At 67.5% G+C, this 15,620-nt stretch carries 11 protein-coding genes and 3 pseudogenes; 7 read left to right on the forward strand and 7 right to left on the reverse strand.

Annotation, left to right across the window (positions count from 1 at the left end; all coding sequences use genetic code 11):
- Positions 1-68: 68 nt before the first annotated feature.
- Both prpC and prpB read right to left on the reverse strand, forming a co-directional pair.
- Complete coding sequence (gene prpC, locus ACZK2V_RS17265) at positions 69-1,226, reverse strand: bifunctional 2-methylcitrate synthase/citrate synthase (RefSeq protein WP_014038133.1); 1,158 nt, start codon at positions 1,224-1,226, stop codon at positions 69-71.
- 36 nt (positions 1,227-1,262) lie between these two features.
- Positions 1,263-2,156, reverse strand: coding sequence for a methylisocitrate lyase (gene prpB, locus ACZK2V_RS17270; protein WP_486322616.1), 894 nt, complete (start codon positions 2,154-2,156; stop codon positions 1,263-1,265).
- Positions 2,157-2,309: 153 nt separating this feature from the next.
- On the opposite strand from prpB, the pseudogene prpR reads away from it, so the two are divergent.
- Positions 2,310-3,891: pseudogene (gene prpR / locus ACZK2V_RS17275) on the forward strand (propionate catabolism operon regulatory protein PrpR).
- A gap of 136 nt (positions 3,892-4,027) precedes the next feature.
- On the opposite strand, the gene ACZK2V_RS17280 reads toward prpR, so the two are convergent.
- The 3 genes from ACZK2V_RS17280 to pdxH form a co-directional block, all read right to left on the reverse strand.
- On the reverse strand, positions 4,028-4,489 hold the full coding sequence (locus ACZK2V_RS17280) for a DoxX family protein (protein ID WP_154353166.1): 462 nt from the start codon (positions 4,487-4,489) through the stop codon (positions 4,028-4,030).
- A gap of 161 nt (positions 4,490-4,650) precedes the next feature.
- Positions 4,651-5,010 (reverse strand): YqfO family protein, encoded by a 360-nt coding sequence (locus ACZK2V_RS17285; protein ID WP_486322617.1) that lies wholly within the window; start codon positions 5,008-5,010, stop codon positions 4,651-4,653.
- A 9-nt stretch (positions 5,011-5,019) separates the two neighbouring features.
- Positions 5,020-5,619, reverse strand: a complete 600-nt coding sequence (gene pdxH, locus ACZK2V_RS17290; protein WP_154264191.1) for a pyridoxamine 5'-phosphate oxidase — start codon at positions 5,617-5,619, stop codon at positions 5,020-5,022.
- 40 nt (positions 5,620-5,659) lie between these two features.
- On the opposite strand from pdxH, the pseudogene ACZK2V_RS17295 reads away from it, so the two are divergent.
- Positions 5,660-6,485: pseudogene (locus ACZK2V_RS17295) on the forward strand (kinase).
- A 6-nt stretch (positions 6,486-6,491) separates the two neighbouring features.
- Here ACZK2V_RS17295 and ACZK2V_RS17300 read toward each other — a convergent pair.
- A complete protein-coding gene (locus tag ACZK2V_RS17300; RefSeq protein ID WP_005410663.1) occupies positions 6,492-6,695 on the reverse strand; it encodes a dodecin family protein in 204 nt (67 codons plus the stop codon).
- Positions 6,696-6,793: 98 nt separating this feature from the next.
- Here ACZK2V_RS17300 and ACZK2V_RS17305 point away from each other — a divergent pair, with 98 nt between their 5' ends.
- The 5 genes and pseudogenes from ACZK2V_RS17305 to mdtD all read left to right on the forward strand — a co-directional run bounded on the left by ACZK2V_RS17305 (position 6,794) and on the right by mdtD (position 11,368).
- On the forward strand, positions 6,794-7,336 hold the full coding sequence (locus ACZK2V_RS17305) for a shikimate kinase (RefSeq protein WP_486322618.1): 543 nt from the start codon (positions 6,794-6,796) through the stop codon (positions 7,334-7,336).
- On the forward strand, positions 7,333-8,445 hold the full coding sequence (gene aroB / locus ACZK2V_RS17310; protein WP_486322619.1) for a 3-dehydroquinate synthase: 1,113 nt from the start codon (positions 7,333-7,335) through the stop codon (positions 8,443-8,445). Before ACZK2V_RS17305 ends, aroB begins: the two co-directional genes overlap by 4 nt.
- Before the next feature lie 67 nt (positions 8,446-8,512).
- Positions 8,513-8,752, forward strand: coding sequence for a WGR domain-containing protein (locus ACZK2V_RS17315; protein WP_032127800.1), 240 nt, complete (start codon positions 8,513-8,515; stop codon positions 8,750-8,752).
- Between the two features lie 26 nt (positions 8,753-8,778).
- A complete protein-coding gene (gene hemE, locus ACZK2V_RS17320; RefSeq protein ID WP_032127799.1) occupies positions 8,779-9,861 on the forward strand; it encodes a uroporphyrinogen decarboxylase in 1,083 nt (360 codons plus the stop codon).
- Positions 9,862-9,959: 98 nt separating this feature from the next.
- A pseudogene (gene mdtD / locus ACZK2V_RS17325) lies at positions 9,960-11,368 on the forward strand (multidrug transporter subunit MdtD).
- Between the two features lie 698 nt (positions 11,369-12,066).
- On the opposite strand, the gene ACZK2V_RS17330 reads toward mdtD, so the two are convergent.
- Positions 12,067-15,594 carry a hybrid sensor histidine kinase/response regulator gene (locus tag ACZK2V_RS17330; protein WP_486322620.1) on the reverse strand — a complete coding sequence of 1,176 codons (3,528 nt, stop codon included), beginning with the start codon at positions 15,592-15,594 and terminating at the stop codon, positions 12,067-12,069.
- Positions 15,595-15,620: the final 26 nt, after the last annotated feature.

Below are 15,620 nucleotides of genomic sequence, written 5' to 3' on the forward strand. Positions count from 1 at the left end.
GTGCCGGCAGTGCGGCGGCGAAAGCATCCGGCCGGCACGGGGCCGGCCGGATGGATACAGCAGGTGGATCAGACGCGCTTGTCGATGGCAACGAAGTCGCGGTCTTCCGGGCCGATGTAATTGGCGCTCGGACGGATGATCTTGCCGTCGATGCGCTGTTCTACGATGTGCGCGCTCCAGCCGGCGGTGCGGGCGATCACGAACAGCGGGGTGAACATGGCGGTCGGCACGCCCATCATGTGGTAGCTGACGGCGCTGAACCAGTCCAGGTTCGGGAACATCTTCTTGATGTCCCACATCACCGATTCCAGGCGCTCGGCGATGTCGTACATCTTCATGCTCGACTGCTCTTCGGACAGCTCGCGGGCCACATCCTTGATCACCTTGTTGCGCGGATCGGACACGGTGTAGACCGGGTGGCCGAAACCGATCACCACTTCCTTGCGCTCGACGCGGGCCTTGATGTCTTCCTCGGCCTCATCCGGGTTGTCGTAGCGCTTCTGCACTTCGAAGGCCACTTCATTGGCACCGCCATGCTTGGGACCACGCAGCGCACCGATGCCACCACAGATCGCGCTGTACATGTCGCTGCCGGTACCGGCGATGACGCGGCAGGTGAAGGTCGAGGCATTGAACTCGTGTTCCGCGTACAGGATCAGCGAGGTGTGCATCGCCTTCACCCACGATTCCTGCGGCTTCTCGCCGTGCAGCAGGTGCAGGAAGTGGCCACCGATCGAGTCGTCGTCGGTTTCCACGTCGATGGCGCGGCCGTTGTGGCTCCAGTGGTACCAGTACAGCAGCATCGAACCGAGGCAGGCCATCAGCTTGTCGGCGATGTCACGCGCGCCCGGATGGTTGTGATCGTCCTTCTCCGGCGCCACGCAGCCAAGCACGGACACGCCGGTGCGCATCACGTCCATCGGGTGTGCCGACGGCGGCAGTTCTTCCAGCGCCGCCTTCACTGCTGCCGGAATGCCGCGCAGCGACTTCAGCTTGGCCTTGTACGAAACCAGCTCGGCGCGGGTCGGCAGCTTGCCGTGCACCAGCAGGTAGGCGATTTCCTCGAACTCGCTGGTGTTGGCCAGGTCCAGGATGTCGTAGCCACGGTAGTGCAGATCGTTGCCACTACGGCCCACGCTGCACAGCGCGGTGTTGCCGGCGGCGGTGCCGGACAGGGCGACGGACTTCTTCGGCTTGAAGGTCGGGGTTGCGGTCGTATCGTTCATGTTTCCCTCCGAAAACTTGATGGTGCAGGGTACTGCTTATTTCTTGGCGGCGAACAGTGCATCGAGCTGTTGCTCGAACGCGTGGTAGCCGATGCGGTCGTAGAGTTCTTCTCGGGTCTGCATGGTGTCCACCACGTTGCGCTGGTGGCCATCGCGGCGCACCGCCTGGTAGACGTTCTCGGCGGCCTTGTTGGCGGCACGGAACGCCGACAGCGGGAACAGCTGGATCGCGACGCCTGCCGAGGCCAGTTCGTCGCGGCTGAACAGCGGGGTGGCACCGAATTCGGTGATGTTGGCCAGCACCGGTACCTTCACCGCGTCGACGAAGCGGCGGTAGGTGTCCAGGTCGTAGGCGGCCTCGGCGAAGATGCCGTCGGCACCCGCCTCAACGCAGGCGATGGCGCGCTCGATGGCCCTGTCCACGCCGTCCACCTGGATGGCGTCGGTGCGCGCGATCAGGAAGAAGTCCGGATCGGTCTTGGCATCGGCAGCCGCCTTCACGCGGTCGACCATTTCACCCTGCGAGACGATCTCCTTGCCCGGGCGGTGACCGCAGCGCTTGGCGCCGACCTGGTCCTCGATGTGGCAGGCGGCCGCGCCGGCCTTGATCAACGACTTCACGGTGCGCGCGATGTTGAACGCGCTCGGGCCAAAGCCGGTGTCGATGTCGACCATCAGCGGCAGGTCGCAGACATCGGTGATGCGGCGCACGTCCACCAGCACGTCTTCCAGGGTGTTGATGCCCAGGTCCGGCAGGCCCAGCGAGCCCGCGGCAACGCCGCCGCCGGACAGGTAGATGGCGCGGAAGCCGGCGCGCTTGGCCAGCAGGGCGTGGTTGGCGTTGATCGCGCCGATCACCTGCAGCGGCGATTCGGCAGCCAGCGCCTCACGGAAACGGGCACCGGCGGAGAAAGGGGCGGAAGCAGTCATGCGGCAATCCAGGTTGAAGAACGGATGGGTAGGCGCAAGCACCATGCCAAGCTGCAAGCAGTTGATTTCACGGGGATGACCGGCATGCAGCAGCGAAACAAATGAAACATTGAAACATATGTATCATGAAACACCCCGCCCGGACCCGCCGCCATGTATCTGCCCCGCTCACCCCTGCGCCATGCGGATGCCGACCCCGGCCGCCCGGTGATCTGGACCGTCAGCGTCTCGCGGCTGACCGGCCTGCTCGGCGACGTCATTCCCGAGTTCGACCGCCGCGCGCGCATCGAACAGATCAATCTCGGCTTCGAGGAAGCGGTGGATGTGATCGGCCAGCGCCTGCGCCGCGAGCATTGCGACGTGGTGATCGCCGGTGGCTCCAACGCGGCCTGGCTGCGCGGCCGGTTGGAGCTGCCGCTGGTGCCGATCCAGGCCAACGGCTTCGACCTGATGGAAGCACTGGCGCGCGCGACGCATCGCCAGCCGCATCGGCCTGGTCACCCACGCCAGCGACGTGCCGGTGTTCAGCAACTTCCAGCAGAGTTTCGGCCTGGATATCGAGCATCGCCGTTTCGTCACCCGCGAGGACGCACGCGACTGCATCGCCGACCTGCGCGCCAACGGCATCGAAGTGATCGTCGGCACCGGCATGGCCATCGACCACGCCGAACAGGCCGGCCTGCCCGGCGTGCTGCTGTATTCGGCCGACTCGGTGCGACAGGCGTTCGAACATGCGCTGGAACTGACCCAGACCCTGGCACGTTCCGGCAGCAACCGCCCTGCCCCACGCCGGCGCCCGGCAGCGCGTGCCGATGCGCATGAACTGCTCGGCGACAGCGATGCGATGGCGCAGGTGCGCGCACAGATCGCGCTGTATGCCCCGCATGACAGCACCGTGCTGGTCACCGGCGAAACCGGCACCGGCAAGGAACTGGTGGCGCGCCAGCTGCACGCGGCCAGCGGCCGTCGAGGCCGCTTCGTCGCGTTGAACTGCGGCGCGATCAGCGAATCGCTGCTGGAAGCGGAGCTGTTCGGCTACAGCGATGGGGCCTTCACCGGCGCACGCCGTGGCGGCCGTGTCGGCCTGGTCGAAGCCGCAGACGGCGGGACGCTGTTCCTGGACGAAATCGGCGAACTGCCGCTACCGCTGCAGACCCGCCTGCTGCGCGTGCTGGAAGAACGTGAGGTACTGCGTGTCGGCGCCACCGAACCGACCCCGGTGGACCTGCGCGTGGTGGCCGCGACCCTGCAGTCGCTGGAACAGCGCGCGGCAGCCGGCAGCTTCCGGCGCGACCTGTACTACCGCCTGGCCGCGCTGCGTATCGCCCTGCCCTCGCTGCGCGCGCGGCGCAGTGATATCCCGCTGCTGGCGCAGCACTTCTTCCGCCAGCTGCGTGGCATCGATGCGCCACTGGATGAGGATGCGCTGGCGGTGCTGACCGCCGCCAGTTGGGCAGGCAACGTGCGTGAGCTGCGTAATCTGGTGGATCGGCTGCGCATCCACTGGCAGCCCGGTGAAGGGCTGATTGATGCTGCGCGACTGCTGCAGCTGGCACCCGAACTGGTGAATGAAGGCGTTTCAGCATTGCCGGTGGAAAGCAACGGCAAGCGCCCGCCGCGTGCGCAGCTGGAGACGCTGCTGCAGGAACATCGCAATGATCGCGAGGGGATGGCGCAGGCGCTGGGCGTCTCACGCACCACGCTGTGGCGCTGGCTGCGCGCGGAAGGGTTGTAACCACTCGTTGCCTGGTGGGTGCGAACCTTGGTTCGCACCGCTCTTCCGTCAAGCATCTCATCCACGCATGGCGTGGATCTACCGGAACACACCAAATGCTACAGGCGCACTCCGGCTGCGCGCGGACGAGGCGCACTCACCGTACCCAACGCGCCTCGATGGCGAACCGGCCGCTACCCACCGCCGCAATCCAAAGCAGCAGCACTCCAAGCGGCACTTCGCTCAGGTAGAAGAACCAGCTCAACCAATCCGGCACGCTCAATCCTGCGGGAATGCGTGCGATGCCATCGGTCAATGCAGCCACCGCACAGATCGCCGCCAGCAGCAACGCCGAGGGGCGGCTCAGCAGCCCCAGCACCAGCAGTCCGCCGGCAATCCATTCAATCGCGCCCAGCACCGGCGCACTGAACACCGGGAACGGGATCCCCGTATCGACCAGCGTATGCACCATGCGCTCGCGCCCGGCATCGGTGAACACCTTGTTCCAGCCAGACACACAGAACATCACACCGGCGACAATGCGGGCGAGCAGTAACAGAAAGGCTTCCACGCCGCGGCGCGGTGATGGCACGGCAAACAGGCAACGCCAGGAGGGCATGGCGACTCCGTAAATCGAGGGCATTCGTCGGAGTGTGCCGGTTGCTGACCTGCTCGCAGATGAAGCTGACCAGTCCGTTCGCGACAGCCTGCTCTTGTAGAGTCGACCCATGCTCGACTGCCTTGCGCGCCAGAGCACCCGCAGTCGAGCATGGCTCGACTCTACAAAGAGCGTGCGTCAGTAAGCAGCAGCTCAACTTCCTCCACCTGCACCACCGGCACCTGCCACGGGTGATGCGGCACGATGCCCTGTTCGAAGATGCGCTGCAGCCGCTGCGGATTCCGAGGCAGGCAGAATTCCAGGCGCACGCTGTCGACCACTTCGGTGCGGCCCGCCTCACCCTGCACGGGCGACGCACCCACGCGCGGGCGGAACTGCTCGAATCCCGGCGCCGACCACCACATCCCGTGCTCGTAGTCGCCGGCCGCCAGCGCGTCCACCGCGAGGATGCCCTGCTTCACTGCATCCAGTGCTGCCGACGGCACGAACACCACCACACGGTACAGCGGCAGGCGTTGCATCAGGTTGCCTTACGGATACAGCAGGCGCTTGCTCCAGCGCCCTTCGGCACCGGCTTCATAGCACCAGCGTTCGTGCAGGCGGAACTGCGCGCCGTACCAGAACTCGATGCGGTCGGGCACCACGCGCAGGCCGCTCCAGCCGTCCGGGCGCGGCACGTCCTTGCCTTCGAAGCGGGCTTCGATCTCGGCCACGCGCGCGTCGAATTCCTCGCGCGTCGCCAGCGTCTTCGACTGCTGCGAGGCCCAGGCGCCGATCTGGCTCATGCGCGGGCGGCTGGCGAAATAGGCATCGGCTTCAGCATCTGCGACCTGCTCGACACGGCCTTCGATGCGCACCTGGATACCCGCCTCGCGCAGGCTGCGCCACAGGAACAACAGCGCGGCCTGCGGATTGGCCTGCAGCTCCTGGCCCTTGTGGCTGTCCAGGTGGGTGTAGAAGACGAAGCCACGCTCGTCGAAGGCCTTCAGCAGCACGGTACGCGCCGAGGGACGGCCCTGCGTATCGGCGGTGGCCACGGTCATCGCATTCGGCTCGACCTCGCGGCTCTGCCTGGCCTCGTCGAACAGGCCGGCAAACGTGGACAGGGCTTCGGCGTACAGGTCGCTCATGATTGCGTTCTTCTCACACGGATTGGGCTATTGTGGCTGCATGGCCGCTGCTGCGTATATGCCCCAGGTGAAAGGATTCCCCGAAACATTGGCCGAACAGGCGCTGGATGATGCGCTGGGCAGCGGCGCAGCGGTTCCAGTATTGGCGATCAGCGGCCTGCAGGGGAGCGGCAAATCGACGCTGGCCGCGCAGGTGGTGGCGCGCCCAGGCACGCGGCCTGAACGCGGCCACGCTGTCGATCGATGACGTCTACCTCACCCGTGCGCAGCGCCAGCGACTGGCCCGCCAGGTGCATCCGCTGCTGATCACCCGCGGGCCGCCCGGCACCCACGACCTGCCGCTGGCCCACGCCGTGCTGGACGCGGTGGCCGCACGCCAGCCCTTCGCGATGCCACGATTCGACAAGCTGGCCGATGAACGCCTGCCCGAGGCTCAGTGGCCGCAGCTGCAGCAGCCATTGGACCTGCTGGTGTTCGAAGGCTGGTTCCTCGGCACACCGGCGCAGGATGACAACGCACTGGACAGCCCGCTGAACGCACTGGAGCGCGAGGCCGACGCCGATGGCCGTTGGCGTCGCTGGTGTAACCAGGCGCTGGCCCGCGACTACCCGGCACTGTGGCAGCGCTGCGACCGCCTGTGGTTCCTGCAGCCGCCGGATTTCTCGGTGGTGCCACGCTGGCGCTGGCAGCAGGAACAGAACCTGGAGGCCGCGCAGCCGGGCCGGCACGGCATGAGCCGGCCACAGCTGGAGCGTTTCGTGCAGTACTACGAGCGGGTCAGCCGGCAGGCGCTGCACGCCCTGCCCGCCCTCGCCGACCACGTGGTGGTGCTGGATGGCCAGCGCCAGGTGCAGGACGTGCGCTGAGCGCGCCTACTCCACCAGGAATGTCACCCGCAGGTTGACCCGCCATTCGGTGATCTCGCCGCTGCCGTTGGTGACCACCTTGGTCTCGTTCACCCAGGCGCCCTGGATGCCCTTGACCGTCTCGGAGACCTTCTTCAGACCGCTGCGCACGGCGTCCTCCACGCTCTTCGGCGAGGAGGCGGTGATTTCGATGACCTTGGCGACCGTCATGGCCTGTACTCCGGCTGGCGCGGGAGACCCCGCAGGAACGCCTACCCTGACGTGAAGAACGTAAAGGCAAGGGCACGGAGGTGTTAGCATCAGAGGGCATGAATCCTGCTCCGAACCTGATCCTGATCGGCCCGATGGGCGCCGGCAAAACCTGCATCGGCCGCCGCCTGGCCGAGCGCTTCACGCTGGACTTCGTCGATGTCGACCAGGCCATCGTCGATGCCGCCGGCGCCAGCATCCCGACCATCTTCGAGCACTCGGGTGAAACCGGCTTCCGCAGCCATGAGCGCGAAGCCTTGGCCCGTGTGCTGGAAGGCCGCGGCCAGCTGGTTTCCACTGGTGGAGGCGCCGTACTCGATCCGGATAACCGCGCCCTGATTGCCCAGCGCGGCTTCGTGGTCTACCTGCGGGTCAGCGTGGCCGCGCAGCTGGAACGCCTGGCCCGCGACAAAGGCAGGCCACTGCTGCAGCGCCCGGACCGCGAGCAGGTGCTGCACGATCTGGCTACTCACCGCGACCCGCTGTACCGCGAACTGGCCGACCTCACCCTCGATACCGACCCGTACACCGCTGCCGACGCGACCGCCCAGCTGGTGGTCAAGCTGGCCACGCAATGGCAGCGCCAGGACCTGACCGCATGACTTCCCCCGCCCTGTTGCAGGTCGCCGTTGGCGGCGACCGCCCCTACTCCATCACCATCGGCGCTGGCGCGCAGGCCGACGGCGCCGCGCTGGCCTCGCACGTGCGCGGCCGCCACGTGCTGCTGCTGAGCGACAGCGAAGTGGCTCCGCGCTACCTGGCAGCCGTGAAGCAGACGCTGCTGGCCGCACGCCCCGACCTGATCGTCGGCGAGCACGTGCTGGCCGCCGGCGAAGCTTCCAAGACCCTGGCCGAATTCGGTCGTGCGATCGAAGCGCTGGCCGCACTCGGCGCCACCCGCGACGCCTGTGTGTTCGCCCTTGGTGGCGGCGTGGTCGGTGATCTCGCCGGTTTTGCCGCGGCCTGCTGGATGCGCGGCGTGGACTGCGTGCAGCTTCCGACCACCCTGTTGGCGATGGTCGATTCGTCGGTGGGCGGCAAGACCGCGGTCGACATTCCGGCCGGCAAGAACCTGGTCGGCGCATTCCATCCGCCGCGCGCGGTCATTGCCGATACCCGCGTGCTGGCCACCCTGCCGCCGCGCGAGCTGCGCGCCGGCCTGGCCGAAGTGGTGAAGTACGGCGCGCTGGGCGATGCAGTGTTCTTCGAATGGCTGCAGCAACACGCCGGGGCGCTGCTGGCCGGCGAGGATGCGGTGCTGGCCGAGGCAATTGCACGCAGCTGCCGGCACAAAGCCGCCATCGTCGAACGCGATCCGTTCGAGAAGGGGGAGCGTGCCCTGCTCAACCTGGGACACACCTTCGGCCACGCCATCGAGACCGAACAGGGCTATTCCGCCCCGGGCCGCGATGCGCTGAACCATGGCGAGGCCGTAGCGGTGGGCATGGTGCTGGCGGCGAAGCTGTCCACCGACCTGAGCCTGGCCGACGATGCCGACCGCGTGCGCCTGCAGGCATTGCTGGAACGCCTCGGCCTGCCGGTGGCGATCCCCGCAGGACTGGCCCCGCAGGCCCTGCTCGGCCGCATGCGGCTGGACAAGAAGAACGTGGCCGGCCGCCTGCGCCTGGTGCTGTGGCGTGGCATGGGCCGCGCCGAAGTGGTGCCGGACGTGGATGAGGCGGCGGTGCTGAAGGTACTGTCGGCCCGGTAGTGCCGGCGAGCGGCCGGCACCACCGCGTTGCGGCCGGGGTCACCCTGGCCCCGCTACAATCGGCGCCATGCACGTCTACCTGCAACATCCCGACGCCGGTGCGCAGGCACCGCGCTTCCTGCGCCTGAGCCTGCAGCCGGATCTGTTCGGCGGCTGGGAACTGCTGCGCGAGAGCGGCCGCGTCGGCAGCCGCTCGCAGCTGCGGCGCGAGCTGTTCCTGCAGGCCGACGAAGCCCGCCATGCCTTCGAGAAGGCCCGCGATGCCGAACTGCATCGCGGTTTCCAGATCCTCTCGCACGGCGACTGACGCCGCTGCCAACTTTCGTCCAAGGAATGCCCATCGTGACCAGCCCTCTCCGCAACGATCGCCTGCTGCGCGCCCTGCGCCGCGAACCGGTGGACTGCACCCCCGTCTGGCTGATGCGCCAGGCCGGACGCTACCTGCCGGAATACCGCGCGACCCGAGCCAAGGCCGGCAGCTTCCTGGCCATGGCCAAGAATCCGGAGATTGCCTGCGAGGTTACCCTGCAGCCGCTGCGCCGCTTCCCGCTGGATGCGGCCATCCTGTTCTCGGACATCCTCACCATTCCCGATGCGATGGGCCTGGAGCTGTACTTCGTCGAAGGCGAAGGCCCGAAGTTCCGCCACCCGGTGCGTGATGAAGCGGCCATCGCCAGGCTGGCGGTGCCGGACATGGAACAGGACCTGGGCTACGTGATGGACGCGGTGCGCCTGATCCGCCGTGAGCTGGACGGCCAGGTGCCGCTGATCGGTTTCTCCGGCAGCCCGTGGACGCTGGCCTGCTACATGGTGGAAGGCGGCGGCAGCAAGGACTTCGCGCGGATCAAGGCGATGGCACTGAACCATCCGCAGGCCCTGCACCGCCTGCTGGAGGTCACCACCGAGGCGGTGATCGCCTATCTCGGCGCGCAGCGCGCGGCCGGTGCACAGGCGCTGCAGGTATTCGATACCTGGGGTGGCGTGCTGTCGCCGTCGATGTACCGCGAGTTCTCGCTGCGCTACCTGCAGCGGATTGCCGAGGGCCTGGAGCGCGGCGAAGGCAACGAGCGCACCCCGCTGATCCTGTTCGGCAAGGGCACCGGCCTGCATCTGGAAGCGCTGTCGCAGACCGGTGCCGATGCGCTGGGCCTGGACTGGACGCTGGATCTGGACGAGGCGATGCGCCGCACCGGCGGCCGCGTCGCCCTGCAGGGCAACCTCGACCCGACCACCCTGTACGCCTCGCCGGATGCGATCGCAGCAGCCGCAGCACGCGTGCTCGACACCTATGCCGCCGGCAACGGTGGTTCGCGCGAGGGCCATGTGTTCAACCTCGGCCACGGCATGTCGCCGGACATGGACCCGGCGCACGTGCAGGTGCTGGTCGACGCGGTGCACGCGCACAGCCAGCGCTGAGCATTGCGCATGCGGTTGCGGTTGCGGCGCGATGTTGATCGCGCCGTGACCCGCAGTGCGCGATCATGGCGTCCCCCACGCTGCACCGGCCACACCCCATGTCTACATCGCCATCGACCTACAACCGCCAGCGCCCCCTGCTGTGGCTGGTTTCGTTGGCGATCTTCATGCAGATGCTGGACTCGACCATCGTCAACACGGCCTTGCCGGCGATGGCGGCCAGCCTGGGAGAAAGCCCGCTGCAGATGCAGTCGGTGGTGTTCAGCTACGCGCTGGCGGTGGCCACTTTCATCCCTGCCTCCGGCTGGATTGCCGACCGTTACGGCACGCGTCGTACCTTCCTGGTAGCGATCATCCTGTTCACCCTCGGCTCGCTGGCCTGCGCGCTGGCCCAGCACCTGCACCAGCTGGTTGGGGCACGTGTGCTGCAGGGTATCGGCGGTGCGATGCTGCTGCCGGTCGGCCGCCTGGCAGTGATGCGTTCGGTGCCACGCGAGGATTTCCTGCGCGCGATGAGCTTCATCGCCATTCCGGCACTGGTCGGCCCGTTGATCGGCCCGACACTGGGCGGCTGGCTGGTCGAAATCGCCTCGTGGCACTGGGTGTTCCTGATCAACCTGCCGATCGGCGTGATCGGTTTCATCGCCGCGATGAAGATCATGCCCGACCACTACGCCAGCCATCGCACCCGTTTCGACCTGCGCGGCTACATCATGCTGGCCTTTGCGATGGTGGTGCTGTCGCTGGCGCTGGACGGCATCTCCGGGCTCGGAACGCCACATGCGCTGGTGATGCTGATGACCGTGGCCGGCCTGGCCGCACTGGTCGGTTACTGGCTGCATGCCGCCAACTCCACCGCGCCCTTGTTCTCGCTGGCGCTGTTCCGCGTGCCCAGCTACCGCATCGGCATCCTTGGCAACCTGTTCTCGCGCATCGGCAGCAGCGCCATGCCGATGCTGATCCCGCTGCTGCTGCAGGTCGGCCTGGCCTTGGCCCGATGAACGCCGGCCTGATGATGGTGCCGGTGGCGGCGGCCGGCATGGTGTCGAAGAAGCTGGCGGTGAAGCTGGTCGAGCGCTACGGCTACCGCCGCGTGCTGATGGTCAACACCGTGCTGGTGGGCCTGGCGATGGCCAGCTTCATCCTGATGACGCCCGGCCAGCACCTGGCCTGGCGCCTGCTGCAGCTGGCGTTCTTCGGTGCGGTCAATTCACTGCAGTTCACCGTGATGAACACCGTGACGCTGCGGGATCTGGACCGCGAGTTCGCCAGTTCCGGCAACAGCCTGCTGTCGATGGTGATGATGCTCGCCGCCGGTTTCGGTGCCGCGGCGGCCGGCAGCCTGCTGGCCGCGTTCGGCAATCACCTGGACAGCAACAGCGCCACCGCGGCACTGCATGCGACGTTCCTGTGCGTGGGCGCGATCACCCTGACCTCGACGATGATCTTCTGGCAGCTGCCGGACACCAAGCCCGAACCGCGGCAGGTCGAGCACGTCGCGGAGTGAGGGGGTTCGGCAGGGTTGCACCCTGCACCCGCAGAGGCCCAACCCGAAGCAACAGCAACAGCAACAGCGAGCATTCCGTGGGATGGCGGGGCAGTGTGGGCTTGCAGGACACGCCGTAAACCCGTCCATGGGGGCTCGATGGCGCCATCCATGGCGCCAACGGTCCTGCAAGCCCACACCGCCCCACCTCTGACAGGTTCACGCGGCTGTGGGTAACGGCGACTGTTGGAACGCGCGGTTGTTGGTAGGTGTCGACCTTGGTCGACACATCTGTCAGATATCGAATTCCAGATTGGGGTCAGAGCCCGTTGCGCGCCAACGGGATCCGACCCCGTGCTCCGACAGATCGCGGAAAACTGTCGAAGGCGGGGAGGGTCCGGTTGCGGGGGCGTGAGCCGCATGGGCCCGAGGCATGCCTCGGGCGAGTTGGGCAGGAGGCCCAACCCCGGTCTTGCCGTGTGCGCAGGACAGCGCACATGAGCAAGCGGCGACCGAGCTTACATGGGTGAGGGCGCTTTGCTTGCGAAGCACCGCTTCGCAAGCGCCCGAACGCACAGCCGCCAGCGGCTGGGCCGGGCCCCGGAGGGGGACTTGCAGCGTCCCCCGCAACCGGACCCACCCCGCCATCCCACGGATTGCGCGCTTTTGACGTTGACGTTGCTTCTGCAGGTGCAGGGCTGCAAGCCCTGCAATAAACCCTACCTTCCCATCACCCGGGCGATCGCTTCCACCAGCAGTTCCCCGGTCACCGGCTTGCGCAGGAAGCCACCGATGCCGGCCGCCTCCACCTGCTGCTGCAGGTCCGGGTCAGTACGCGCGGTCACCGCCAGCAGTGGCAGCATGTAGCCCTGGTTGCGCAGATGCTGGGCCAGCTCGAAACCGCTCAGGCCCGGCAGGTCGAGATCCAGCAGGCCGACGTCGAAATCACCGGCACTGATCTCACGCAGTGCCGCCAGCGCATGGCCCGCATGTACCACCTCGTGCCCGCGCGCACTCAGCAGCCCGCGCACCACATCGGCCACAGTCGCGTCGTCCTCCACCAGCAGTACCCGCAATGGCGGCATGTTGGCCGCGTCCTCGCGGTGCGTTTCACCATCTGCTTCGGCATCGGCATCGACCACCATCGGCAACGGCAACGACACGCCGAAGCAGGTGCCGCGACCGAGCTGGCTCTCCACCTGGATCCGCCCCTGCATCGCATGCGCCAGTTCGCGGCAGATCGCCAGGCCCAGGCCACTGCCGCCGTACTGCGCCGCGGTACGTGCACCATCGGCCTGCTCGAAGCGGCGGAACAGGCGTTGCTGTTGCTCCTGGCTGATGCCGGGGCCGGTGTCGCGCACTTCGAAATGCAGCGATCGCAGCTCGGCGTCGCTGCGCGCGTGCAGGGTGATGGTGCCGCGGCTGGTGAACTTGACCGCATTCGAGAGCAGGTTCAGCAGGATCTGCCGTACCCGCATCGCGTCGCCGGTGGCCTGCAGGCCGGGCGGCAACTGGTTGTCGAGGGTGAAGCGCAGGCCCTTCTGTGCAGCCAACGGGCCCATCAGCGCCGCCAGGTCCTGCAGCAGGCAGCTCAGCGCGAACGGCTTGGACTGCAACTCCAGACGGCCCGATTCGATCCGCGCCAGGTCCAGCGCATCGTTGACCAGATGCAGCAGGTGCTCGCCGGCGTGGCGGATTGATTGTGTATAGCCGCGCTGCTGCGGATCCAGCGGTGAGGACAGCAGCAGCTCGCTCATGCCGAGCACACCGGTCATCGGCGTGCGGATCTCATGACCAAGGTTGGCCAGGAAGCGGGTCTTGGCCGCCGACGCCTGCTCGGCCAGCTCCTGCTTGTGCAGCGCCAGCTGATAGGCGTGGCGACGCTGCAGGCGGCGACGGTACAGCCAGGCGAACCAGCTGGTCAGCAGCAGCGCGAACGAGGCCAGCACCAGCAGGCCGGACAGGCTGCGCCACCACGGTGGCTGCACGCGGAATTCCAGACTCTGCACCCGTGACCAGACATGGTCGGCCGACCGCGCCTGCACTTCCAGCCGATAGCTGCCCGGTGCCAGCCGCGAGAACAGGCGCTCACCGGCCGGTCCCACTTCCACCCAGTCCGGGTCATAGCCGGCCAACCGGTAACGATAGGTATTGGACGCCGAATCGGCGAACGACAACAGGCGCGCGACGATGCGCAGATCGCGGTCGCCATCGGCGATCTGCAACGGCGTGTCGTGGGTGAGGTCCAGCACCTGCTCGTTGCGGCGCACCTCCACCCGCTCGATCACCAGCGGCGCACGCCGCATCGAGGGCCGCACCTGCTCCGGGTCGAACACCACCACACCGGCCGGCGTACCCGCCACCAGATGGCCGTCTCCCGACATCACCAGCGTGTGCTCGCGGAATTCCTGGCTCGGCAGGCCGTCATGCACGCCATACAGGCGCACGCTCTGGCCATCGGCGCCGATGCGCACCAGGCCACGCGCGCTGGTTGCCCACGCCACCCCCTGTGCATCGACCACCAGCCCCGAAGCGGAGATCGCCGGGTAGCCCTGCTCGGCACCGATCACGGCCTGCCGCTCCAGCCGGCCCTGGCTCCAGCGGTAGCGCGACAGGCGGCCATCCTCGGACAGCCAGACCTGGCCATCGCTGCCCACGTGCAGTGCATGGATCGCGGTCGCCGGTGCGCCCGGCACCGGCTGGAAGCGCTCGCTTTCCGGCAGCCACTGCAGCAGGCCTCGGCTGCTGGCCAGCCAGATATGGTCCTGCGGCCCGCATTCCACATCGAGATTGAGCTGGCCCTGCTGCAATCCGCGCTGGCCATTGTCCAGCTGGCGCCGCAGGCGCCCTTCCAGATCGCGCTGCTGAAGACCCGACGGCAGCATCAGCCAGAGGCTGTCACCATCACAGGTCATCATCGATTCGATGACCCCTTCCATGGTCGCGTCGGCGCCGGCATCCCGGCCCCAGCGGCGCAGATCACGCCGCTTCGGGTCGTAGCGTAGCAGCGCGTCGTTGGAGCCGATCCAGACCTGGCCGCGGCGATCCTCGCGCACCGAGGTCAGCCAGTGCATGCCGTTGACCCAGGTGCGGTGCTGTTCGATGCGGCCGGTCTTCGGATCGAAGCGGTCCAGCGCGCCGTGGCTGCCGACCGTCCAGATGCCGCCGTTGCTGGACGGGCTGGTACCCAGCACGAAGGCATTGCGCAGCGAGCGCGGGTCGTCCTCCAGCCGCGACAGCACCGAGAACTGCCACCAGCGCGGCAGCAGGTGCCACAGGCCGGCGTTGGTGCTGGCCAGCCAGATGCCCCCCTCGCGATCCTCGTAGGCGCCGGTCCAGTTCGGGCGTACCGGGCCACGCGCCACCGCGCTGTACAGCGGCACGGCCTGGTACTGGCCATCGACCGCGCGGCCAAGGCCGGTGCGGGTGTCCAGCCAGTGCCCGCCCTGCTCGTCGCGCAGCATCATGCCCAGCACCTGTTCGCCTTCGGGCAGCTTCCAGGACGGTGCCTCGAAACGACCATCTGGACGACGCACGATGGCACCGGCCATCGTGCTGATCCAGAGGCTGCCATCGGGCTCGGCCGTCAGGCCATTGATCAGCAGGCTGGGAACGATGCCGGCACCAACCCGTTCAAAGTCCGTGCCGGTCCAGCGCGCGACACCATGCTTGGTGCCGATCCACAGGCTGCCATCGGCCAGGGTTGCCAGATAAGGCACCGATGCGGCCGGCAGGCTGCGTGGGTTGTTCGCTTCGGGCAGGAAGCGCTGCAGCCGGTCCTGGTTGTCCAGGCGGTACAGACCACCTTCGTGGGTGCCGAACCAGACCGAACCATCCGGCGTGGTGGCCAGGCTCCAGACCGTGTTGGTGCCCATCAACGGCTGGCTGCTGCGGTCGTAGAAATGCAGCTGGCGGCGATCGGCCGACATCCGTACCAGGCCCGCGTTCTCGGTGCCGATCCAGAGCTGGTTGCGGGCATCGACCAGCACCGTCCAGATGCGGTTGTCGCGCAGGCCGTCTTCCGAGCGCCAGATCCGGTAGTTGCGCCCGTCGTAGCGGGCCAGACCGTCGTTGGTGGCGATCCAGAGGTAACCGTAACGATCCTCGGCCATGCGGTTCACGGTATTGGACGGCAAGCCGTCGAACACCGTCACCTGGCGCGGGCTCGGTGGCACCGGCTGCGCCGCAGCGGGCGACAGGCAGCACAGGAGGACCAGCAGCAGCATCGCCGCCCGCAGATACACCACCGATTGCCTCCTCACGCTGCTTCTGA

It is taken from the genome of Stenotrophomonas sp. 93052_Sma (genome assembly GCF_056481145.1).